General features: G+C 70.4%; 4 protein-coding genes and 1 pseudogene. 1 reads left to right on the top strand and 4 read right to left on the bottom strand.

What is annotated here, in order from left to right; translation table 11 throughout:
- Positions 1 to 77: 77 nt before the first annotated feature.
- Positions 78 to 371 (bottom strand): annotated as a pseudogene (locus EAO75_RS32410) (hypothetical protein); the annotation flags it as partial.
- A gap of 277 nt (positions 372 to 648) precedes the next feature.
- Positions 649 to 1,002: a VOC family protein gene (locus EAO75_RS32405; RefSeq protein ID WP_147998739.1), complete on the bottom strand. Its 354-nt coding sequence runs from the start codon at positions 1,000 to 1,002 to the stop codon at positions 649 to 651.
- Here EAO75_RS32405 and EAO75_RS47725 point away from each other — a divergent pair.
- Positions 1,001 to 1,132 carry a hypothetical protein gene (locus EAO75_RS47725; protein ID WP_261989506.1) on the top strand — a complete coding sequence of 44 codons (132 nt, stop codon included), beginning with the start codon at positions 1,001 to 1,003 and terminating at the stop codon, positions 1,130 to 1,132. The genes EAO75_RS32405 and EAO75_RS47725 overlap by 2 nt on opposite strands.
- Before the next feature lie 37 nt (positions 1,133 to 1,169).
- On the opposite strand, the gene EAO75_RS32400 is transcribed toward EAO75_RS47725, so the two are convergent.
- Together EAO75_RS32400 and EAO75_RS32395 are read right to left on the bottom strand one after the other, a co-directional pair.
- On the bottom strand, positions 1,170 to 4,391 hold the full coding sequence (locus EAO75_RS32400) for a glycoside hydrolase family 78 protein (RefSeq protein WP_261989505.1): 3,222 nt from the start codon (positions 4,389 to 4,391) through the stop codon (positions 1,170 to 1,172).
- A gap of 338 nt (positions 4,392 to 4,729) precedes the next feature.
- Positions 4,730 to 4,991 (bottom strand): SpoIIE family protein phosphatase (locus EAO75_RS32395; RefSeq protein ID WP_147998747.1); only part of this gene is annotated, 262 nt, incomplete at its 5' end.

Genomic DNA, 4,991 nt, shown 5'->3' with positions numbered 1-4,991 from the left:
CACAAGCCTGCGTTGCAACCACAGCGGCGCCGTCATCACCCACCACTGGATCGACCCGGCCAACTGAGCCTGCGCCTGCGGGCACGAGCCCAGGTGAGCGTGCCCACGGGCGGAACGGCGAAGGCGTTGAGGATCAGCCAGCACAGGAGGGCCGTGCCGGGGGCGGCTGTGAAGCGTGCGTACAGGCCCAGCAGAGCGGCCAGCAGTGACAGGGCCGGCAGGGCAAGTTCGGGCCGGTCGATTCCCACGAGGGTGTTGAGGAGCGCCACGAGCAGCAGCGCTCCGCCGAATGCCGCTGCCCACACGAGAGGGGTGGCCGCTGGGCGGGGCACGGGCCTGGCTCCCGTGGTGATTAACGCCCACTCGATCATGCTGACGGCTCCTTCCGGTTGTCCCGCTGGCCGGCGGCAGGGCACCCTGCTCCGCAGGGATGTCATGCTGACCGCGGGCGCAAGGATTTTCCCACCCCGGCGTCGACGCCCTTGCGTTGGCCGATTCCGACCACGTCAAGGTGCCACCAGGCAGGCCGCGACGGACCGGGACCGGGCAAGAAGGAGGACAGCAAGACTGACGGCAGGGCTACGGAGGACAGTTCACCGGGGTTGCTGAGCAGACCGAGCGTGGGCGGCGAGTACCGGAGCCGGTCGTTCAGGCGGGCTGCCACAGCTCGACACGATGGCCCTCGGGATCGGTGACCCAGCCGAATCGACCGACACCCTCCATGTCCTGTGTTTCCTCGTCCACGTCCGCTCCCTTGGCGCGCAGCTGCGCGAGCATCGCGTCCAGGTCGCGGACCCGGAAGTTGAGCATGGTTTGCTGGGCGCGGGATCCGAAGTAGTCGGTCTCGGACTCGAACGTCGCGAACACCGTCAGCCCGGCTGCCTGCTGCCACAAGCCGTGCTCGTCGGCGTCCAGGCCCAGGCAGTCGCGATACCACGCGCTCAGGGCCGCCGGGTCGGCAGCGCGCAGGAAGTATCCACCGATTCCCAGCACACGTTCCATGCCGCCATTTTGCCAGGGCGGCGATCGGGCGGCCCGGCACCACACCATCGGGGCTGCTTCGGTCCCGGTCAACTTCGAGGAGCGGCTGGTCGACCTCGCGGGCCGGACCAGCACCACTCCCCCGCGCTGACGACCGCAGCACCGGCTCAAGGCCAAGCGCCCTGCCGTCAACTCGTGAAACGCCAAGTCCCGTGCGCCACCTGGTAGATGGCGAACCCGGGCTCCGTACGCAGATGCCGGGCACCGTCAGGTGCCGTCACCTCGTCCCGGGCGGCCGTGGGGACATGGACCTCCGCGACCGCACCCACCGGCACCCGCACCTCCATCGTGAAGCCGGCATCCGTCTGTGCCCAGGAGACGCCCGCGGTTCCCCGGACGGTGCGCATCGCCGTCCGGGCCCAGTCCACGCCGGTCCGGGCATCGGGCCGCACGCAGAACGTCGCGTAGCCGGCGTCGCCCGGGCGCAGTCCTGCCACGTTCTCGTAGAGCCACTGGGCCACGGTGCCCTGGAAGTAGTGGTCGCGGGAGCGGGAGTCGAGCGGCCACATCTCCCACATGGTGTCCGCGCCGTTGTCGTGCCAGTAGCCCCAACCGGGGTAGGTGCGCTGGGTCGCGACCGCGTGGGCCAGGTCCGGTCGTCCCTGCGCGCACAGCACCCGCAGCAGCACGCTGGTGCCCAGCGCACCCGTGTCGAGGTGGCGGCCGCGGCGTTCGATGTCCCGCACCAGGCTGTCGAAGACCGATGCGCGGGCGGTGTCCGGCACCAGACCGAAGGCGAGCGGAATCGCGTTGGAGGTCTGCCGGTAGCCGGGGTCCTTGGCCGTCCGGTAGTAGCCGTCCGCGCCCAGGAACTCCGCGTTGAGGGCTGCTTTGAGCTTCTCGGCGGCCTCCCGGTAGCGCGTCACCACATCGTCGGCGTGCAGCACCTCGCCCATCTCGGCTGTCGCCAGCAGCGCCCGATGGAGGTAGGCGGTCGCGGTCAGCCGCGTGTCCTCCGGGGGGTTGCCGCCGTAACCGGGGGCGAGGTAGTCGCCGAGTGCCGTGACGGCGAGGCCGTCGCGCAGCCGGGACAGCTCCCAGTCCAGGTAGCGGGTCAGCGTCGTCCAGTGCTCGCGTGCCGCCCGCTCGTCGCCGTACACCCGGTAGAACTCCCGGATGAGGAAGGGGTACACGGTCGTCCACTCGGGCGAGGGCCCGAGCTCGCCGTATCCCCAGCCGCCGCTCGGCACGATCACGGGCAGCTGACCGTCCTCCGTCTGGCTGTCGGCAAGGTCGCCCAGCCACTTGGAGAGCATGCGGTGCATGGCGAACGCGTAGGTCATCACCGGCGTGCCGAGCTGGGCGTCGCCGGTCCAGCCGTTCTTCTCGTACATCGGGGTGTCGGTCGGAATGCCGTGCATGTTGTTCAGGACGGTCCGCCGCATGGCCTGGTCGAGCCACTCGTAGAAAGGCTCCGAGCAGGCGAAGGAGCTGACCTCGTCCAGCGGGGTGTGCACGAGCCGGCCGAGGATCTGCCGGGCGTCGGGCGTCTCGGGAAGGCCGCTGATCTGGACGTACCGGAAGCCCTTGTAGGAGAAGGAGGGCTCCCAGGTCTCCTCCTCGCGGCCGGCACAGATGTACTCGTCGCGCTGGAAGCGGCCGGGCACGTGCGACGTCTCGGCCGACACGCTTCCGTCGGGCTTCAGTTTCTCGCCGTAGGTGAGCTGGAGACGGGTGCCCGCGGGAAGGTTCCCGACCGTGATCCGGGCCCATCCGGACATGGTCCGGCCCATGTCCACCAGGTGCACCTCGGGGGCGAGTCGGGTGATCCGCTCGGGGTGGAAGGATTCGATGACCTCGATTCCGTCGTGCGGCTGCGCCCGCAGGCGTCCCTTCGGCGCGCTCTGCGCCTCGGCCGGGCGCCAGGCGGAGTCGTCGAAGCCGGGGCTGGTCCACGGGCCCGGTTCGCGCCGGGCGTCGTATGTCTCCCCGGCGTAGAGGGAGTTGGAGAGCGTGGGTCCCTCGGTGATCCGCCACCGGTCGTCGGTCACGAGTGCGGTGCGGGAGCCGTCGGGGTACTCGACCTCCAGGCGGGCGATGAGGCGCGGCTCCGAGTGCCATGGCGGCCGGTGCCAGTTCCAGACGTTCGGGGTGGTCATGCCGAAGAAGCCACGGCCCAGGCTCACCCCGATCGCGTTGCCGCCACGGCGAAGGAGTTCCGTGACGTCGTGGACGGTGTACAGCACGGTCTCGTCGTAGTCGGTGAATCCGGGGTCGAGCACCTGGCGTCCCACACGCCGGCCGTTGATCTGCGCCTCGTAATAGGCCAGGCCGCTGATGTAGAGCCTGGCCCGGCTGATCCGGCCCGGTATGTCGAACTCCCTGCGCAGGAGCGGGGCCGGCTGCTCCGGCATGGTGACACTCACTCCGGTGCCCCAGGGGCCTTGGCCGTAGGGGGCGAGCACCACCGCCGGGGGCCACGCCGAGTCGTCGAACTCCGGTTCCTGCCAGCCCTGTTGCTCCGTCTGCGTCGCACGCCATCCGGCGCCGCTGAGGAGTTCGTACGTCCGCCCCGTCGACGTCTCCACCCGCAGACGGACCAGCAGCCCCGCGGGGTTGACCGAGGCTCCGGCACGGTTGGTGGCCGTGGCGGCGAGGACGACGCCCGTCCCGGCGGCCGCGGCCTCCCGCACTTCCTGCGTCACGTCGGCGGTGTACCTCAACGGCCAGCCGTCCTGCTGCTGCGGGGCATCCACTGACGGCTGGCCGTTGAGGTACAGGGCGAAGTCGTCGTCCGCGGTGGCCACGAGGGTCGCCTTCACCACCTCGGCGTCCTGCGGCAGGTCGAAGTGGGACCGGAACCATCTGGTGCCTACGGGGGCGTTCTCCAGACTCGCTCCGGTTGCCCAGATCCACGACGCGCCGGTGAAGTCGAGGGGCGTGGGCGTGTCCACACCGATCCAACTGGCGCCCCACTCCTCGGGCGACAACGTTGTCTCCCACCAACGGGGCGCACTCCAGGCCGACGCCTTGCCCCGCCCGTCCCACACCCTGACCCGCCAGGCGTACCGAGTGCGCGGCTCCAGGGCCKGTCCGCCATAGGCCACGCCGACACTGTTCGCGGACATCACCTTGCCCGAGTCCCACACCGGCGATCGGCCCCACCCTGTCCCACCGGTGGTGACCTGTATGCGGTAGGCGCTCTGCCGTGCGCCCTGCCCCGGGGACGCCAACTCCCAGGCGAGCCGGGGGCGGGCCACATCGGTTCCGAGGACGTTCTCGGCGTACTCCACGGTCGTGCGCGTGACGCGAAGGCCGTCGGTTCCGCCTCCCCCGGAGCCCTGCGACCCGCCGGTCGGCACCCCCGATGCGGGAGTCGMGGCGGAGGCGACGGAAATTCCGGCACCCACCGTTCCCGCGGTGGCGCGAAGAAAGGTCCTGCGGTCCCAAGTTCCGGGCATATCCACTCCCCTGCTCACTGTGCCCATTCCAGGAATGAAACGATTCAACGAGCTCTCACTCGAATCCTATGAGCGAGCCATGTCCGGCTACAAGACTCCGGAGGCGCCCGGTCGGCGATCCGGCGGGAATTCCCGACACAGGGCCCCGGCCGGGCACTGACCGGGCGCCGACCGGGGAGAGGGCAGATCAGGACTCTTGCGCCCACCCTCGACACGACGCTCCTCAAGGGCTGGTACGAGCAGCACGCCAGGTGATCCGAGGCGCGCGGCCACGAACACTCGGCCCGCTACGCCGACAGCTCCCGGCCCTGCGCGCTGGAGCACCTCAGCGCGAGGGCCGCGATGTCGTCGTCGAGCCTTCCGCCGCTGTGCTGGAGCAGATCCAGGTGCAGCTGGTCGAGCAGTTCACGGGGCGGCTCCGGGTCCTGCCGCCGCATCCAGTCCGCCAGCGGGAAGAACTGCCCGGCGTGGTCCCGGGCCTCCGATACGCCGTCCGTGTAGAGCAGCAGCTGGTCACCGGGGGCGAGGGCGATGTCGTCGACCCAGTAG

This window comes from Streptomyces sp. UW30, from assembly GCF_008042075.1.
Classification (GTDB): Bacteria; Actinomycetota; Actinomycetes; order Streptomycetales; family Streptomycetaceae; genus Streptomyces.
This window is presented reverse-complemented; position numbering and strand designations above follow the sequence as displayed.